Source organism: Oceanobacillus sojae (genome assembly GCF_007991515.1).
GTDB lineage: Bacteria > Bacillota > Bacilli > Bacillales > Amphibacillaceae > Oceanobacillus > Oceanobacillus sojae.
Window position 1 is genome coordinate 92,289 of the sequence record NZ_BJYM01000006.1, and the last position, 17,605, is coordinate 109,893.

The following is a 17,605-nucleotide window of genomic DNA, read 5'->3' on the forward strand; positions in this document are numbered from 1 at the left end:
CGATAGTATTAGATGACTATATCTTGGCAGGACGCAATTCGGGAATTGAAATAGATACTTCTTTTCCGGCTTCGGCAGATCGTAATATTCCGTCAATAATCGCCTGATTGATTAAAATTTGTTCTGCTGGAATCGGAGCGATGTTCTTTCCTTCCTGAATGGCTTTGACAAATGCTCTTACTTTTTCATAAAAGATATTTAGATTGTGTTTTTTAACAGGAATTGATGTGTCAACATGCTGTCCTATTACATCATGGAAGAGATCGATGGAACCGATTCCTCCATCCCATACACCGCTCCAGGGCCCTTGACCTGCCGGTGTCAGTTTCAGCCCGGCATTGGTCCCTAAGAACAGAGTTGGTCCTAATGTATCCATATGCATTGCCCAGGAAACTTTAAAATTAATTACTTTTCCACCCTCTAAACGAATGAGGGCAATGCCGAAGTCTTCCACCTCAAAATTCTCAGCCTCGGGATGATGGTCCGGATTTGTACCAAACAAATTTGATGTGTAAGCGGAGACAGAGATTGGTTTTGGATAGCCTAATGTATTTAATGCTAAGTCCAGCGAGTAACAGCCGATATCTGCCATCGCGCCGGCACCGGCTAATGCCTTTTTAATAAAAGTTCCTTGTGGCATTCCCCGGCGCCGGCCTCCGCCGGTTTGAACGTAATAAACATTTCCTAATTCTCCGGAGCTTACAATTTCTTTTACCAATTGCATATTCGGATCATATCTTGGCTGAAAACCGACAGTCAGCATTTTATTCATCTTCAAGGATGTCTCCACCATATCTATTCCCTGTTCCAACGTGATAGACAATGGTTTTTCTACAAGCACATGTTTTCCAGCCAGTAGAGAATCTACACTTGTTTTATGGTGGGCAACATTTGGTGTGCAAACGCTTACTCCGTCGAGGTCTAATTCTAATAATTCTTGATGATCTTCAAAGGGTACTGCATTTTTTAATTCAAGTCTTTGGATAAATTCCGCTGCTTTACCCGGAACTAAATCCGCTACGGCCACTATTTCCACATCACTCATTTTTTTATAGCATTGAGCGTGTGCATTGGCAATGCCGCCGCTACCGATTATTCCAATTTTAACAGTTTGTGTCATAACTATTCCACCTTCACAAAAAATTTAATCTATTATTAAATATACTAAATATACATACTTAGTATGTCAACATTTATATTTTTGAAAATTTAAAATATGAAATTTATAATTATATAAAAAATATATATTGACATTCGTTGAAATATCTCACTATAATGATGATAATTAGAATTTATTAAAAAATCTAAAAAATATAAAAGGAGATTAAAATTTGATATGTCAAATGATGATATATTATTACAAGTTGAAGATTTGACCACTTCCTTCCGGATAGATGACCAATATTATCCGGCGAATGACCATATTAATTTAGATGTATATGAGAATGAAATAGTGGCAATTGTTGGCGAATCAGGATGCGGAAAATCTGCTTTTGGACATTCCATTATGGGGATGCATAGTCAAGAACAAACGAAAATCAGTGGAAAGATTCATTTCAAAGGGGCGGATCTATTATCTTATTCAAACACTCAATTGAATAAAGTTCGCGGTAAAGAAATTAGTATGATTTTTCAAGATCCTTTAACTGCATTAAACCCTTTAATGATTGTAGGAAAGCAAATTGAAGAGGGAATGAAATACCACACGAAATTATCCAAAAACAAACGAAAACAAAAAGCGATAGAAATTCTTAGTGAGGTGAAAATTCCGCAGCCGGAAAGAGTATATTCACAATACCCCCATGAATTATCCGGAGGGATGCGGCAGCGGATTGTTATTGCGATTGCAATCGCCTGTGAGCCCTCTCTGATTATCGCTGATGAACCCACGACCGCGTTGGATGTTACCATTCAAGCACGAATTATCGATTTATTAAAAGAATTAAAAAGGCGAATGAAGACAAGCATTATTTTGATTACACATGATTTAGGTGTTGTGTCAGAAATGGCTGATCGTATAGCTGTGATGTATACTGGAGAATTTGTAGAAATAGGAGAGACGAAGAATTTTCTGAAAAACCCGCTGCATCCTTATTCCAAATCATTGTTGCATTCACTTCCTTCCAAAAACAACCAGGGTGAAAAATTACACGTTATTAAAGGCGTTGTTCCATCATTGAACCATCTTCAAAGACAGGGCTGCCGCTTTAAGCCTCGAATGAGCGGCACAGATGATTCTATTCACGAAGAAACACCAACGTTAAGAGAAGTTGAAAAAGGTCATTGGGTCCGGTGCACATGCTATAAACATTTTCAAATTGATAATCATAATCAAGTGGTGGAGGGGGAGAAGGATGACGTTTTTCAAGGTCAATAATTTAAAGGTTTACTATCCTATCCGTGGAGGCATTTTTCGCAGAGTTGTCAATCATGTGAAAGCAGTGGATAATATCAATTTTGAATTGAAGCGGGGCGAGACATATGCGTTAGTAGGTGAATCGGGATGCGGAAAAACAACAACCGGCAGAACAGTTGTCGGGTTAACAAAGGCTACCTCCGGGGAGGTTATATTTAATAATTTGGATTTGACAAAATGTAACCGCAAACAAATTAGGGAAACCAGAAGAGAGATACAAATGGTATTTCAAGATCCTTATTCTTCTTTAAATCCGAAAAAGACCGTCTATGATATCGTCGCTGAGCCGCTTCGGAACTTTGAGAACCTGTCGAAATCGGAAGAGAGGGAGCAGGTGGAATACTTTATGTGGAAAGTGGGAATGAGCAGAGATTCTTTGTTTAAATATCCTCATCAGTTCTCAGGAGGACAGCGGCAGCGGGTAGGTATTGCCAGGGCATTAACATTAAAGCCTAAAATAATCATCGCTGACGAGCCTGTCTCTGCGCTGGATGCTTCTGTACAGGCACAAGTACTTAACTTTATGCAGGACATACAGGAGGAATTTGGCCTTACTTATCTTTTTATCAGCCATGATTTAGGGATAGTCAGGCATATGTGTAATCGAATCGGCATTATGTACAAAGGAAAATTTGTAGAAGAAGGTACAAGAGAAGATATCTATGAAAATCCGCAGCATATTTATACCAGACGCCTAATTGCTTCTATACCTGAATTGGATACAGATCAGCATCAGAATAGTGAATTGCTTCGAAAAAATATTGAGGAAGAATATCAAAAGGAAAATGATAAATATTTTAATGAAGATGGAAGCGTAATGGATTTAAAGCCTGTATCAGATACCCATTTTGCAGCATTACGCTAAGGGGGGCTTGAAAATGTGGAAATTTGTTGTTCGCAGGATATTAATTATGATACCCCAGTTGGTTGTTTTAAGTGTCCTGGTATTTATCCTGGCAAAGGTGATGCCTGGAGATGCTTTATCCGGCTTGGTGGAAACTCCGGGTGTTGATTCATCAACGATTGAAGATATGAGGACAAATCTGGGAATTAACGATCCAGTCCATGTTCAATATTTAAATTGGATCAAAGGATTGTCCCAAGGTGATTTAGGTACGTCCTATATTCATCAGCGCCCTGTTTTGGAATTATTAGAAGCGAGGCTTTGGAATACGGTATATTTGTCAGCCGCAATTTTATTTTTAACGTATCTTATCGCTATCCCACTTGGTATTACTGCAGGAAGGTTTCATGATTCTTTGGTAGATAAGCTGATTGTCGGTTACAACTATGTCACCTATGCGACTCCTTTATTTATATTTGCATTATTAATGTTGTTTGTATTCGGGTTTCAATTACAGTGGTTCCCTACTGGAGGCAGCACCGATATTAATTTGGAGCCTGAAACATTCAGCTACTATATGGATAAGATTTATCATTTACTTTTACCTGCTTTATCCGGCGCTTTATTAGCGACCGTTGGAACGATTCAGTATTTACGAAACGAAATTATAGATACGAAAATGAAGGATTTTATCAAAACAGCAAAATCCAAAGGAGTTCCAGAAGCAAAGATATATTCGCATCACATCCTTCGTAATTCTTTTTTACCCATCGCAGCATTTTTAGGGTATGAAATTACAGGATTAATTACTGGTTCTATCTTTTTAGAGAGTATATTCAGCTATCCGGGAATTGGACAGTTGTTTCTGCAATCTATATCACAAAGAGACTTCAGTGTGGTAACTGCACTGGTAATGGTAACAGGGGTAGCGACGCTAATCGGTACACTGTTATCGGATATCATATTGAGTTTGGTTGATCCGAGAATCCGGGTGGAATAAAGAGGAGGGATAAAGTGAGTGTTGAAAGCAGTACAAGTGCTGAAATTCCATCAAATAAATTAACGGGCCTAAAGATTATGTTTAATGAATTTAAGAAAGATAAATTAGCCGTTGCTTCAGTTATTATTCTGCTGATCATATTTATCTCGGTATTTGCTGGAGCGTTGATTTTAGATCAGGAAGAGGTTGTGCGGGTAGATTTATTTTCGATTTATTCTCCTCCGACTTCAGAGCATTTGTTAGGAACGGATTATGGAGGAAGAGATATTCTGGGGCAGCTTATTATTGGAGCGAAGAATTCCATTATCATCGGGTTTGTTATTACCGTGATTACTGGTGTTTTTGGATTTGCAGTTGGTTTGGTTTCCGGCTATTTCGGCGGGATGATAGATAATATCATCATGCGCATCATTGATTTTATAATGATTTTGCCGTTTCTTATGTTGGTTATTGTATTTATCACATTGATTCCAAAGTTCAATATTGTCACCTTTATTATGATTATGAGTGCATTTCTATGGGTCAGCAATGCCCGTTTAATCAGAGCCAAGACGCTGGCAGAGAAGGAGCTGGATTATGTCAGTGCATCCAAAATGCTGGGAGCTTCGAATATAAGAATTATGTATAGAGAAATCCTGCCTAATTTAACTTCCATTATCATTGTTAACTTGACGCTAAGCTTTGCAGGAAATATTGGAATAGAGTCGGGATTGAGTTTCTTGGGATTTGGTTTACCGGAAAGTACGCCGAGCCTGGGGACATTAATTGGATATTCGACAAATCCTGAAGTATTACAGGGAATGTGGTGGATTTGGTTACCTCCATCATTATTAATTTTAATAATGATGTTGAGTATAAACTTCATCGGACAAGCACTAAAAAGGTCTGGGGATGCAAGACAAAGATTAGGATAGGAGGAGAGAGTATGATAAGGAAAAGTGCTTTGTGGATTGTTGTATCAGGGATATTGTTCAGTATTATTTTAGCAGGATGCAACGGCGAGGGTGAAAGCGACAGTGAGGGGAGTGGAGCAGAGGGGCAAACAGAAGAAATCAATCTTAATGAAGAGGTTCAAAATGATGGTGAAATTATCGAGGATGGAAGTTTAACCTATGGTTTAGTGTCTGATTCTCCATTCGAAGGAATTCTCAATAGTGCATTTCTTGCTGCAGCACCAGATGGTCAAGTAGTTCAGTTTTTTGATGAAGCATTGCTGGCAGTAAACAAAGATTTTGAGATTACAAATGACGGAGCAGCTACTTTTGAAATGTCAGATGACAACAAGACAATAACTATTCAAATTAAAGATAATGTGAACTGGCATGATGGGGAGCCGGTAAAAGCGGAAGATCTTCAATTTGCTTATGAAGTAATAGGGAGCCCGGATTATGTAGGCTCGCATTATGGATCACTGATACAAATGGTGGAGGGAATGGACGCATATAATAGCGGGGAAGCAGATGAAATCTCCGGGATTGAAATAATTGATGAGAAAACATTGTCAATAACGTATACGGAAGCATCTCCTGCCATATTGAATGGGATATGGTCTACTCCACTGCCAAAGCATTATTTAGGTGATATCTCAGTTCCTGATATCCCATCTTCCAAAGAGGTAAGGGAAAATCCTATTGGCTTTGGACCTTTTAAAGTGGATAGAATTGTTGCTGGAGAGTCTGCGCAATATAGTCGTAATGATGATTATTGGAAGGGAAAACCGAAGCTCGCTTCTATTACGTTAAAGATAGTGAATCCAAACACTGTACTGCAGTCATTGGAAAATGGAGAAGTAGATATTGCTGAAACATTCCCGACGGATCAATATCCGAATGCGGCAGATGGAGAAAACTATCAAATCATTGGCGGCATCAATAATTCCTATACGTATCTATCGTTTAAATTAGGACATTATGATACAGAAAAGAAAGAGAATGTTATGGATCGTCCGAAGCTTCAAAATAAGGATTTGAGAAAAGCAATGGGGTATGCGTTAGATATGGAACAAATTGCAGAGAATTTCTATCATGGCTTAAGTTTTCCGGCTACGACACTAATTGTTCCTTTCTTTGAAGGGTATCATGATGAAACAATAGAAGGATTTCCATATAACGTAGAAAAAGCAGAGGAGCTGCTGGATGAAGCTGGTTATGTAGATGTAGATGGTGATGGGTATAGAGAGGATCCAGACGGAGAAGAATTTATCATTAATTTCTTAGCAAGATCCGGAAGTGATACTTCTGAACCAATGGCTAAGTATTTCATCCAATCCTGGAATGACATTGGCCTGAATGTGGAGCTGGTTGATGGGCGTCTTCATGAATTCAATTCTTTTAATAAAATGGTAGATGATGATGAGCAAAAAGTGGATGTGTTTATTTCCGGCTGGGGAGTAGGAACAGATGTCGATCCATCAGGTATTTATGGACGAAAGATGCCATATAATAATTCGAGGTTTGTCAGTGAAGAAAACGATGAATTATTAGAAGCTGCATTATCCGAGGAAGCATTTGATACAAAAAGACGTAAAGAAATATATAATGAATGGCAGGCTTATATGTATGAAGAATCCCCTGTAATTCCTATTTTGTACAGTTACAAATTGTTAGGGGTAAACAATCGGGTGAAAGACTATTCTTTTGATACCACCATCTTCGGTACTTGTGAAGAAGTCGGTGTAACGGAAGAAACAGCAGAATAAAGTCATCCAGTAAAAACAGACGCTTTATAATCCTATATCATTTATTGAATGATATAGGATTATCTATTTCTGGATAATTCATCGTTTTAACTTATTTGTTTTATGGCCCATTAGTAAATGTTACATTCTGGACCTGATTTTTTTGATGCTAGAAAGGTATGTTTGTCGTATAATGGTCACAAGTACTATTTCTTCATTCTTTTACACCATGTAAATAGAATGGAGTGTTTTTGCATACATAGAACTCTTGGCCTTTTGGAGGATGTTCAAAAAGCCCAATAAAGATGACACGGAGATAAGAGGATCTTCTACTAAGAACGCCCACATCGTGTGGGCAACGTAGAAGCCACCGCATCCTGCGGAAGTGCGTTGACTAAATTTTCCCGATACTCACGTATTATTAAGCATAGAGGAACTTCTGTTAAAAACGTCCACGTCCTGTGGACAACACAGAAGTCACCACATCCTGTGGAAGTCCGTTCGGAAAAAGTTAGTCGCCTTGAACTTCTTGGTCCTATTTATCGGACTTTTTGAACACGCACTTTTAGGGATGAGGGGGTATTTATATAATATTAATGTGATGAGAAGCACAGATATGGAAAATGAAATAGTACATTGATACAATCAATGTACTGATTGATAAAGGTGATAACAGTGAATTTATACAGGAAAATATATTTGGATGTCGTAGAAGAAATACGGTCTGGTAATTTGAAAATTGGTGATAAATTACCAACGGAAAAAGCAATGTCGGAAAAATATAAAGTCAGTAGAATTACAACAAAAAAAGCACTTGATTTACTTGCTCAGGAAAAGATTATTGAAAGATTTCAAGGGAAGGGCTCTTTTGTTTCTTCAGGGCAAATTAAAAATCAAAAATCCAAAAAAGAACCCTCGGTAAAAGCATTACCACATTTAAGCGGATTAGTAGGATTAATCATCCCTGAATTTTCAGATGTTTTTGGACTGAAGCAAGTCAAAATGATAGAGGAAAAATGCAGTGAGTACAATTATCATCTAGTCATAAAACGTACATTTGGTTATGTAGAAGAAGAAAAGAAAGCAATTAATTCTTTAGTAGATAAAGGACTGGACGGCTTAATCATTATCCCTGCTCATGGAACGCATTATAATCATGATTTATTACGCTTAGTAGTGGATAAATATCCGCTTGTTTTGTTAGATCGTTATATTAAAGGTATTCCGGCAAGCTCTGTGCATATTAATAATCAAAAAGCTACTATAATGGCGATAAAATACCTTCTTGAAAAAGGGCACCAAGAACTGGCATTCATTTCTCCTCCCAAGGAAGGAACTTCGTCGATAGAGGAACGGGAGATTGGTTTTCATATAGCTTTCTCTGACAAAAATCTCCCCGTAAACAATAACTACTTTCTATCAGATATCTTAAGTTCCATTCCCAAGAACTTTTCCGCTGCTAATGTGAAGGAAATAGCGAAAAACGACAGAAGGAAAATAGAAGAATTTCTTAAAAAAAATCCAAAAATAACAGCTGTTTTTTGTACGGATTATACAATTGCCAATATGGTTTACTCCGTTCTGGAATCATTGGGAAAAAAGATCCCAGAGGAATATGCAATCGTTTGTTTTGATTCAGTGTCCAAAACGAATGGCAGTCCTCTTTTTACACATATTTCGCAAAGAGAAGATAAAATGGGGGAAGAGGCTGTTCACTTATTGATGAAGCAAATTAATGGAGAATATGATCCGAAACATGTTGAAGTAGATTTTGATTTTATTATTGGAGATACTACTTGAGTTTAATTATATAGGAAAGTATTTTGAACGGAGGTTTTTCCTGGCAGATTACCGAGGAAAAGCCTTTTTGTTGTGGAAGTCTTACTAGTTTACAAAACATATTAATTCGTCTCTTTTTCAATCTTATAACTGTAATAATAATTTTATCAGAATTTGTCGTAATTTTTAATAATTATTATAGAGATATTTTTTAAATATTTTGGTATTATTTAATAGATATTTAAATTCAGAAAAAGGCAAACCATTCGAAAGACTGGGACGCAAAGTTACAGGTCTAAGGTTATGCTAAGATGGCTGTGCTGCCTAAAATAACAGATATTTTAGGGAGGGTTTAAATGAATAACGAGGTAGCGAGGGAAAAATTAGACAAAGAATGGGTTGAACTTATTAAGGAAGCTTTAAAAATGGGGATTGCGATGGAAGAAATCAGGCAGTTTTTAAAGAAAAATTAATGCTTCACAATGTTTGTCTGCCGAATTATATTGTGGCGGATGCTTAAATAATAGAAGCGTATGATTGTTCTCTCCCGTATATAAAATTCTTGAACGAATTAAAAGCATATGACTAGATAGTTTTCTGTCTGGACTATATGCTTTTATTATATAGAAAAGAAATGAGAAACAGAAAACGTGGAGGATTTACCTCACAAAAACTTTAAATGTAACGTACAAAGTGAAAGGAGAATGGAAAACATGATATCTCACGTAATATGGGATTTAGGAGAAACATTAACTACTCCGCCCAATAGCAGGATGGATGTAAAGCCGCTTACGGAATATCCGGAAATAGAATTAAGAGAGCATGTATTAGAGGTGCTGGAAACAATTAATAATATGGGATTAAAACATGCGATTCTCAGTAATACGGCAACAAGTGACAGTGACGTTGTCCGGGAACTGTTAAAAAGGTTACATATTTTGGATAAGTTTGAATACGTTTATGCTACGAAGTCTGAGTTAGATCCATCTATTCCAGAAAAACCGGACAGTATCGTATATCATCAGGTGCTTGAGAAGCTGGATATTCAACCGGAAGAGGCTGTTATGATAGGTAACACCTGGGATACGGATGTTATTGGAGCGAATAGAATTGGAATGCATTCGATTTGGCTGCAAAATCTGGAAATCTCCGTAAGAAAGGATTTTGATGAAAAGGTTGTAACTCCTCCATGGATTTTACCTGTCTGGGATATTGCAGAGGTTCCGAAAGCAATCGAATTGATTATTGGTTGCAGTCAAAATGAAGACAGGGCAGAGCCATAAGGTTTTATGAATCGAATTAAAATAGATTTTGAAATTATTTACAGTATTAAAGCTAGCAATTTAAAATTGCTAGCTTTAATACTTGAATTCAAATTTCCTTAGTAAAAAATAGCTTCCTGCAGCATTAAAACATAGATTAAAAATATTTATCTAGCTGCTAATCCTTCTCAATCTCAACCTCTTCTTTCCCAAGAATATAATAATTCAACTCTTTCTCAGGAATCTTTTTGTAATTCTTCCGTTTAATCATATAAAAGATAATTCCCAGAATAACCCACGCGCCTAAAGCAATTCTAGATTGCACTCCTAAGAATGCGGGAGATCCGGGAATCAGCAATAGACCAAGAAAAGTAATGCTTGCAATCATACCAAGAATGGAAATAACCTTTTTCCCTGGTGCTTCAATATGCTTCTTTTCGTTAAAGTTATGATCCCTTTTCATTTTAAATAATGTAAAGGCAGCATAACAGGTATAAAAATAGGCAATTGTAACACCGATGGAAGACATATCTACCACCCACATCAATGCCTCTCTGCCGAACCAAGGCGCCAGCATCGCAACGATTACTGCAAAGATGATTCCCCAGTGAGGTGTATTATATTTTGGATGAAGCTTGGCAAATCCTTTTGGAATAATTCTCGCACGGGCCATGGCGAACAAAAGACGGCTGGATGAGATAATAAACCCATTCAGTCCGGTGAAAATTCCCATAGCCAATGCCACTGCAAGGATGGCCAGGCCTAAAGGTCCGAGCAGGTTTTCGATAATATAGCCGGTTCCCCAAATGTGATTCTCCTCAACAACTCCCTCCCATGGACGAACCATAGAGGTAACAATAATCATTAAACTGTATAATGCTGCTGCTGCTAAAATAGCAAATACAATTAACCGGAAAGCTTTGCTTGATGGGAAATCGAATTCCTCGGCAGCTTGCGGAACATTATCAAAGCCGACATAAGCCCACGGGGCGATGGCGACAATGGATATAATCGCAGCAATTGCTGGTGTCTCCCGCGGAAACATTGGTGTGATATTGGAAAATCCTGCACTTGGCTGGATACCGACAAGAAGCAGCAGAATAAATATGGCTGCAATCATAATGATACAAAAAATAAATTGCATGCTTCCTGATAAGGTTGTTCCTCTAATATTAAAAAATCCGAATACAGCAAGGACAACGGCTGCTACAAAAACTTCCGTCAAATAAACATCCCAGCCGGCAATCTGATAAAGAGGGATATTTTCAATGATTTTTGGAAAGATGAATTTAATCATTAAAGCAAACGCAGATGCGTTTAACGCAACAATACAGATGTACCCTAAAGTTAAAAACCAACCAGAAATAAAAGCATGTGTCCTGCCCAGACTGACATAGGCATAAGCGAACTCACCACCGGAAACGGGGAAGCTCTTAATCAGGAACCCATAACTGACAGCAATCAGAATCATCAGCATTGCACCTATAAAGAAACCGATAATCACTCCAAGCGGTCCTGCTGTAGACATCCAGTTGATTGGCTGTACAAAAGCTCCCCAGCCAATCGCTGAACCTAAAGCAATCGCCCAGACCCAATGAGGCTTGAGTGTTTTTGAGAGTGTTTCTCTCTTGTCCACTTCATTCATAAGCTAATCTCCTTTGGTTATTGGATTGTATTCGTTTTGATATTAAATTATTTCTTCTTTCCTTAATGGTCTCCAAAATCTGTCATTTTCTGTTCCTCCAGATTCTTTGGGGACCCTCTTCAAAATTATTGATACGCAGTATTCACGTTTATATCCTTCAATGTCTTATATATACGTTCATATTCTTCCAATTCCATGTTCACCTCATTTCTGATTTTTCTACTCACTGCGTACCAAATCGTATATAACACGCCTGGGTTGATAATCAACCGATCTTGAATGGGAATTTATACATAAACCAAGATTATAAGCTGATTCTGCCAGGCTGATACGATATCCATGTTCTTCAACCAGTTTTATAGATGCAAGTTTCTCTATCTCTCCGGTAATTCATACGTGCTAAAGAGATGGCAGGTATTGTGGGAAATAGTTTGTTTTTTACTGTCTGCCTATGAATTATAAAGGTATTAATCTATTTTTGATCGAATTATCTGGTTATTTATTAAGAGGCTTTCTACGCGAAAACGAATGGAGGAGTAATGTTATCATTGTAACATGTCAATAATTGTACATTACCATTGATTGCAGCATCTGTAAATTGCTCCTTCAATCCGGCTTAAAAATCCAAACTGAAAAACATCAGATTTATATTTATAAACCTGCTCAAGACAGCCTATGCCTGTCTGCATAAATGTAGTTATTATAATTTTATATAATATATATAGAAAGTTCTTATATTTTAAAATTTGTAGGGAAGCCAGAGAGACAGGAGCAGCACTTGTTTGTACATAAAGGTGATCTTGCAAAGCTGATAGGCTGACAGAAATTTATAAGCAGCTTATCAGATACTTTCCTTCCAGATTTATTGATAAAACAGCCTTCTGCAGTATACCTGCCAATCATTTACCTTTAACGGTTTATTGAAGTTTATAATTTTTTTGTTAAAATAATTGTAATAGGGTATGTGAGAAATTTTACTTAGGTAGTTTTTATTGCTTTTTTCAGTAGTAAAAAAGAGAAAGCGTTCTATTTCCTTTAGGACAAAAAAACTTATTCTCTGAAAACATCATGTTTTTCGGAATAAGGAAGATTGAAGCATCATGTTTGAGTTCAGAAACTAAGGAGTAAAAAAATGATACAGATAGCAATCGTTGAGGATGAAATTAATTACCAGGAACAGTTGATAGAATTTCTTCATCAATATGAAAAAGAAAGAAATGAAAATATTGCAATAGAGACTTATTCTGATGGTGATGAAATTGTGGAAAATTATCAGGCGCAATTTGATATTATTTTAATGGATGTTCAAATGGGCTTGATGGATGGAATGTCTGCAGCGGAAGAGATAAGAAAAGTAGACTCAGAAGTGGTTATTATTTTTATTACCAATATGCCGCAATATGCTATTAAAGGATATGCAGTAGATGCATTGGACTATGTCTTAAAGCCGATTTCATATTTTCAGTTTTCACAGCGTTTAAATCGTGCGATTGATAGAATGAGAAAAAGAGAAACGAATTATATAACGATAAAAGTTAAAAGTGGAATAAAAAGAATAAAGGTTTCCGATATTTTTTATGTAGAGAATCAGGAGCATTATCTTCATTTTACTACAGAAGAAGGGGAATTTATGGCAAGCGGGGCGATGAAGGATTTAGAAAAACAATTATCTGATTATCACTTTTTCCGGGGACATAGAGGTTATTTAATAAATCTGGAGCATGTCGAGGGAATGAAGGGAAATGATGTGATTGTGAAGGGAAAGGAGCTTCCTGTGAGCCGGACGAAAAGAAAGGCTTTTATGGAAGCTCTATCTAAACACTGGGGAGAGACATTAAAATGAGTGAGCTGCTCCCAGAAATACCAAGACTATATACAGCGCTGGCAGAGTGGATGGCTTGTATTGTATTTATCTCTCTGCTCAGGAAGAAATTATTTGGCTGGAAACTGATTATCTTTTTAGGTGGAGGTCTGCTGGTACAGTCTGCCTTTTTAGTTCTGACAAAGGATTTGCCAATTGCTTTTTGGATTCCAAGCATGGTTGTTGCTGCTGGTATGATGTTTGGCTTAATCTATGTAACCTGTCAAATAACAGTTGTTGAAGCTGGATATTTTAGTATAAGGGCATTTGTTGCGGCTGAGCTTGTAGCATCCTTGGAAAGCCAGGTACGTTTTTTTCTTTTGAATGGTGAGCGAATAAATATGACAATGGACATTTTGCTGCTATTTGCCGTTTATGGAGTCGTGTTCTTTTTAATCTGGTTATTGGAAAAACGTCATATAACAGCAAACAGCCATTTGAATATCAGACAGGGCGAGCTGTTATCGACGCTTCTAATCGGAATGGCGGTTTTTGGTGTCAGTAATATGAGCTTTGTCAGTGTACGGACTCCTTTCAGCGGACAATACACCCAGGAAATTTTGAATATTCGAACCTTGGTGGATTTAGGTGGATACGCCATATTGTATGCTTATCATATTCAATTAAACGATTTGCGGATTAAGCATGAATTAAAAGCGATGCAGAATATATTTCAAAATCAATATGCACAGTATCAGCAGTCGAAGGAAAGTATCGATATCATAAATTATAAATATCATGACTTAAAAAATCAGATTATTGCTCTTCGGGCTGAAGATAACGTGGAAAAAAGAAATGCTTATCTGAAGCAGATGGAAAATGATATCAAATCCTATGAAGCACAGAATAAGACAGGCAACCATGTGCTTGATACTCTACTTACAAGTAAGAACCTCTATTGCATCAAGCATGGCATTACATTAACTTCAGTAGCTAATGGGGCATTACTTAATCATATGGATGTTATTGATATTACAACCATCTTTGGAAATGCCCTGGATAATGCGATAGAATACGAGAAAAAAATAGAAGATAAAGAGAAACGGTTAATTCATGTTTCCGTGTTTTCACAAAAAGGGTTTCTTGTAATGAGGTTTGAAAACTATTTTGAGGGAAAGCTGAATCTTAAAGAGGGAATACCTAAAACGACAAAAAGAGATAAAAATTTCCACGGCTATGGATTGAAAAGTATTCAGTATGCTGTGCAGAAATATGATGGTGTGGTCAACGTTGTCCAAAAGGATAGCTGGTTTGAATTAACCATCCTAATGCCTGTTTTAACCCCGCAGAATAAATAATTTTCTTAAGATCTGACTGTACAATATACAGCCAGGTCTTTTTTTGTTCGCGCATAACCTGTAGAGACGGCCTGCTTTTTCGTAGTACAGGGTACAGTTCATGAAAAAATTTAAACAGTTCATGAACCTTTTCTGCGCAAATAAGAAAATGTGATAGAGTTTAATCCATAGTAGTAGCAAAAAAGCATCGATGTATTAAGGTTAAATAAATGTGTTTTATTAATAAAATGAAAGCGCATTATAGTTTGTGAGATTTTGGTAATAGCTTTTTCGATTTTAGAGTTTCACTTTATCTAAATCAAAACGGTGCCAGTACCAGTATGGATAGTATTTATTCCAAAAGGTGCTGAAAAAATTGAAAGAGGTAATGACTTATGAAATATAAAGATTTAATTGAAAAAATGACGCTGGAAGAAAAGGCATCTTTTATGTCTGGGAAAGATTTTTGGCAGACACAGGATATGGAACGTTTAGGGATTAACAGCATGTTTCTTGCGGATGGGCCACATGGTATTAGAAAACAGGCAGAAGCTGCCGACCATCTTGGATTGAATGAAAGTATCCCGGCCACCTGTTTTCCGACAGCTTCTACTGTAGCGAACAGCTGGGATGTAGAGCTTGGGGAGAAGGTTGGGCGATATTTAGGAGAAGAGGCAGTTGCACAAAAGGTAAATGTATTGCTCGGACCTGGTATCAATATGAAACGGAATCCACTTTGCGGAAGAAACTTTGAGTATTTCAGTGAAGATCCTTATCATGCCGGAAAACTGGCTGCTGGATATATCAGAGGAATTCAATCGCGTGGTATCTCAGCCTGTGTAAAACACTTTGCTGTAAATAACCAAGAGGAAAGACGGATGTCGATTGATACGATTGTCGACGAAAGAACATTAAGAGAAATCTACCTTACCGGTTTTGAAATTGCTGTTAAGGAAGGGAAGACAAAGACGGTTATGTCTTCCTATAATAAGCTTGATGGCGTCTATACCAATGAAAATCAGCATTTATTAAGAGAAATTCTGCGTGATGAGTGGGGTTATAACGGTGTTGTCGTTACCGATTGGGGCGGGAACAATGACCGAGTAGCAGCTCTTCTGGCCGGAAATGAATTAGAGATGCCAACCACTGCTGGAGAAACCAATCAGGACATCATCAAAGCAATTAAAGATGGAAAAGTAAAAGAAGAAGTATTAGATGAAAATCTTGACCGTTTGCTTGATTTAATTTTTACAACGGAAGAGGTTTTTCAAGGTTCCTATAAAAAGGAATTCGATATTAAAGCGCATCATCAATTTGCTCAACAGGTTGCCGAAGAATCTATTGTACTTCTTAAAAATGAGGATAATATTTTACCGTTGAAAAAAGATGCGAAAATAGCAACGATTGGTGATTTTGCAAAGGATCCCCGCTATCAGGGAGCCGGGTCGTCTATCGTAAATCCTACAGAGCTGGATAATACATTGGAGCTGCTGGAAGCCTCTGGCATTCATCACATTGGCTATGAGCAGGGCTTTGAACGTTATGGAAAGAAGAGCCAGACAAAAATAGACAGTGCCTGTGCTCTTGCTAAAGAAGCAGATGTCGTTCTCTTATATATGGGGCTGGATGAAGTAACTGAAGCGGAAGGATTAGACAGATCAAATATGAAGGTTCCTGAAAACCAGGTTGAATTATTAGATGCATTGCATAAGGTTAATCCGAATATTATTGTGGTTCTATCCTGTGGATCTGCGGTTAAAATGCCATGGATTGATAAAGTAAAAGGATTAGTACATGGATATTTAAGCGGTCAGGCAGGGGCAAAAGCTGTACTTCGAGTGCTTACAGGTGAGGTTAATCCTTCCGGGAAGCTTGCTGAAACGTATCCGTTACATTATAAGGATACGCCTTCCTATCGTTATTTTCCTGGTAAGGAAGTAAGCGTTGAATACAGAGAAAGCATGTTCATAGGCTATCGCTATTATGATACAGCAAAGGTAGATGTACTTTATCCGTTTGGTTATGGACTGAGCTATACAACCTTTGATTATTCCGATATTCAAGTGAATAAAGACGGTGTAACATTTAATATCACAAATACAGGTGACGTTTCAGGAATGGAAATTGCCCAGCTGTATGTAGGCAGTCAGTCAGAGCAAATTTTCAGACCAGCTAAAGAATTAAAAGGATTTGCGAAGATCTCTCTTAATCCAGGGGAAACCAAATCAGTAACAATTGCTTTTGACGATAAAACGTTCCGTTATTTTAATGTGAAAACCAATCAATGGGAAGTGGAAGAAGCTGATTATCAAATTTTCATTGGTGCATCCAGTGCAGACATCCGCTTGACGGATACGGTTTCTATAGAAGGGACGAATGCACCAATCCCATATAGTAAAGAGCAATTACCATCCTATTATTCCGGGAAAATAAAAAATGTAGGTAAACAGGAATTTGAAGCTCTACTGGGGCGTGAAGTTCCAGTTGCAACGTGGGACCGCTCTAAGCCATTGGGTTACAATGATACGATTGCCCAATGCCAGTATGCGGAAGGTTTATTTGCCAGATTTGCCTTTCAAGCTATTAAATTCTCGCATTGGTTCCTGAAAAAGATAGGAAAACGTGATACTGCAAATCTAATCATGATGTCCGTCTATCATATGCCATTTCGGGGCATGGCCCGAATGACCGGCGGAATTATGAATATGCCAATGCTGGACGGGGTTTTAATGATTGTAAACGGTCATTTCCTTAAAGGGCTGAAACATGTCGTAAAAGAAAGAAATAAGATGTTAAAAAGTCGAAAAGCTATCAACTAACACTAGCATAAGTGATAGAGGAGAG

General features: G+C 37.5%; 13 protein-coding genes and 1 riboswitch. Of the genes, 11 read left to right on the forward strand and 2 right to left on the reverse strand.

Going from position 1 to position 17,605, the window contains the following annotated elements; all coding sequences use genetic code 11:
* Positions 1-16: 16 nt before the first annotated feature.
* Positions 17-1,120, reverse strand: coding sequence for a Gfo/Idh/MocA family protein (locus tag OSO01_RS08595; RefSeq protein WP_147210029.1), 1,104 nt, complete (start codon positions 1,118-1,120; stop codon positions 17-19).
* A gap of 216 nt (positions 1,121-1,336) precedes the next feature.
* Here OSO01_RS08595 and OSO01_RS08600 point away from each other — a divergent pair, with 216 nt between their 5' ends.
* From OSO01_RS08600 to OSO01_RS08635, 8 genes are all read left to right on the forward strand, one after another.
* Complete coding sequence (locus tag OSO01_RS08600; protein ID WP_147210030.1) at positions 1,337-2,377, forward strand: ABC transporter ATP-binding protein; 1,041 nt, start codon at positions 1,337-1,339, stop codon at positions 2,375-2,377.
* Positions 2,355-3,281: an ABC transporter ATP-binding protein gene (locus tag OSO01_RS08605; protein WP_147210031.1), complete on the forward strand. Its 927-nt coding sequence runs from the start codon at positions 2,355-2,357 to the stop codon at positions 3,279-3,281. Before OSO01_RS08600 ends, OSO01_RS08605 begins: the two co-directional genes overlap by 23 nt.
* A gap of 13 nt (positions 3,282-3,294) precedes the next feature.
* On the forward strand, positions 3,295-4,260 hold the full coding sequence (gene opp4B, locus OSO01_RS08610) for an oligopeptide ABC transporter permease (protein WP_147210032.1): 966 nt from the start codon (positions 3,295-3,297) through the stop codon (positions 4,258-4,260).
* Positions 4,261-4,304: 44 nt separating this feature from the next.
* On the forward strand, positions 4,305-5,174 hold the full coding sequence (locus tag OSO01_RS08615) for an ABC transporter permease (protein WP_371863291.1): 870 nt from the start codon (positions 4,305-4,307) through the stop codon (positions 5,172-5,174).
* Between the two features lie 11 nt (positions 5,175-5,185).
* On the forward strand, positions 5,186-6,958 hold the full coding sequence (gene opp4A, locus OSO01_RS08620; RefSeq protein WP_147210033.1) for an oligopeptide ABC transporter substrate-binding protein: 1,773 nt from the start codon (positions 5,186-5,188) through the stop codon (positions 6,956-6,958).
* 654 nt (positions 6,959-7,612) lie between these two features.
* Positions 7,613-8,737: a GntR family transcriptional regulator gene (locus OSO01_RS08625; protein WP_281289836.1), complete on the forward strand. Its 1,125-nt coding sequence runs from the start codon at positions 7,613-7,615 to the stop codon at positions 8,735-8,737.
* A gap of 225 nt (positions 8,738-8,962) precedes the next feature.
* A riboswitch (cyclic di-GMP riboswitch) is annotated at positions 8,963-9,044 on the forward strand.
* 28 nt (positions 9,045-9,072) lie between these two features.
* A complete protein-coding gene (locus tag OSO01_RS08630; RefSeq protein WP_147210035.1) occupies positions 9,073-9,189 on the forward strand; it encodes an anti-repressor SinI family protein in 117 nt (38 codons plus the stop codon).
* Positions 9,190-9,366: 177 nt separating this feature from the next.
* Positions 9,367-9,999, forward strand: a complete 633-nt coding sequence (locus tag OSO01_RS08635; RefSeq protein WP_281289837.1) for an HAD family hydrolase — start codon at positions 9,367-9,369, stop codon at positions 9,997-9,999.
* Positions 10,000-10,156: 157 nt separating this feature from the next.
* On the opposite strand, the gene OSO01_RS08640 is transcribed toward OSO01_RS08635, so the two are convergent.
* Positions 10,157-11,614 (reverse strand): APC family permease, encoded by a 1,458-nt coding sequence (locus OSO01_RS08640; RefSeq protein ID WP_147210145.1) that lies wholly within the window; start codon positions 11,612-11,614, stop codon positions 10,157-10,159.
* A 1,141-nt stretch (positions 11,615-12,755) separates the two neighbouring features.
* On the opposite strand from OSO01_RS08640, the gene OSO01_RS08645 reads away from it, so the two are divergent.
* The 3 genes from OSO01_RS08645 to OSO01_RS08655 all read left to right on the forward strand — a co-directional run bounded on the left by OSO01_RS08645 (position 12,756) and on the right by OSO01_RS08655 (position 17,580).
* Positions 12,756-13,466: a LytR/AlgR family response regulator transcription factor gene (locus tag OSO01_RS08645; RefSeq protein ID WP_147210037.1), complete on the forward strand. Its 711-nt coding sequence runs from the start codon at positions 12,756-12,758 to the stop codon at positions 13,464-13,466.
* Complete coding sequence (locus tag OSO01_RS08650) at positions 13,463-14,782, forward strand: sensor histidine kinase (protein ID WP_147210038.1); 1,320 nt, start codon at positions 13,463-13,465, stop codon at positions 14,780-14,782. The genes OSO01_RS08645 and OSO01_RS08650 overlap by 4 nt, the downstream gene beginning before the upstream one ends.
* A gap of 374 nt (positions 14,783-15,156) precedes the next feature.
* Positions 15,157-17,580, forward strand: a complete 2,424-nt coding sequence (locus OSO01_RS08655) for a beta-glucosidase family protein (RefSeq protein ID WP_147210039.1) — start codon at positions 15,157-15,159, stop codon at positions 17,578-17,580.
* Positions 17,581-17,605 lie beyond the last annotated feature (25 nt).

Excerpts from the sequence above, each read along its gene's own strand:
- OSO01_RS08630 (WP_147210035.1), top strand. The coding sequence starts at position 9,073 with ATGAATAACGAGGTAGCGAGGGAAAAATTAGACAAAGAATGGGTTGAA.
- OSO01_RS08600 (WP_147210030.1), top strand. The coding sequence starts at position 1,337 with ATGTCAAATGATGATATATTATTACAAGTTGAAGATTTGACCACTTCC.
- OSO01_RS08595 (WP_147210029.1), bottom strand. The coding sequence starts at position 1,120 with ATGACACAAACTGTTAAAATTGGAATAATCGGTAGCGGCGGCATTGCC.
- OSO01_RS08655 (WP_147210039.1), top strand. The coding sequence starts at position 15,157 with ATGAAATATAAAGATTTAATTGAAAAAATGACGCTGGAAGAAAAGGCA.
- OSO01_RS08605 (WP_147210031.1), top strand. The coding sequence starts at position 2,355 with ATGACGTTTTTCAAGGTCAATAATTTAAAGGTTTACTATCCTATCCGT.
- OSO01_RS08650 (WP_147210038.1), top strand. The coding sequence starts at position 13,463 with ATGAGTGAGCTGCTCCCAGAAATACCAAGACTATATACAGCGCTGGCA.
- opp4A (WP_147210033.1), top strand. The coding sequence starts at position 5,186 with ATGATAAGGAAAAGTGCTTTGTGGATTGTTGTATCAGGGATATTGTTC.
- opp4B (WP_147210032.1), top strand. The coding sequence starts at position 3,295 with ATGTGGAAATTTGTTGTTCGCAGGATATTAATTATGATACCCCAGTTG.
- OSO01_RS08645 (WP_147210037.1), top strand. The coding sequence starts at position 12,756 with ATGATACAGATAGCAATCGTTGAGGATGAAATTAATTACCAGGAACAG.